At 46.0% G+C, this 289-nt stretch carries 1 protein-coding gene; it reads left to right on the top strand.

What is annotated here, in order from left to right; translation table 11 throughout:
* Nucleotides 1-13: 13 nt before the first annotated feature.
* Nucleotides 14-268: a 40S ribosomal protein S27 gene (locus F0L68_RS45915; protein ID WP_149855420.1), complete on the top strand. Its 255-nt coding sequence runs from the start codon at nucleotides 14-16 to the stop codon at nucleotides 266-268.
* The last annotated feature ends 21 nt before the right edge of the window (nucleotides 269-289 follow it).

The raw sequence follows: 289 nt of genomic DNA, 5'->3' as shown, positions 1-289 counted from the left end.
TAAAGCTGTAACCATGCCGCTCGCAATTGATTTGTTGCATCCTTCCCCTGCGTCGGAGAGGAGGAAACATAAGCTTAAGCGGCTAGTGCCACATCCTAACTCTTATTTCATGGATGTTAAGTGCCCTGGCTGTTACAAGATTACAACAGTTTCTAGTCACGCACAGAGAGTGGTGGTCTGCGCTGGATGCTCAACGATCCTTTGTCAACCCACTGGTGGCCGTGCTAGATTAACTGAAGGATGTTCTTTTAGAAGAAAACAACATTAACATTTAAGTCCTGGACAGAGC

Origin of the sequence: Solihabitans fulvus, assembly GCF_008386585.1 — a bacterium.
GTDB classification, from domain to species: Bacteria; Actinomycetota; Actinomycetes; order Mycobacteriales; family Pseudonocardiaceae; genus Solihabitans; species Solihabitans fulvus.
The sequence above is the reverse complement of the archived record's forward strand: the minus strand, read 5'-3'. Positions and strand labels throughout refer to the sequence as shown.

Excerpts from the sequence above, each read along its gene's own strand:
- F0L68_RS45915 (WP_149855420.1), top strand. The coding sequence starts at position 14 with ATGCCGCTCGCAATTGATTTGTTGCATCCTTCCCCTGCGTCGGAGAGG.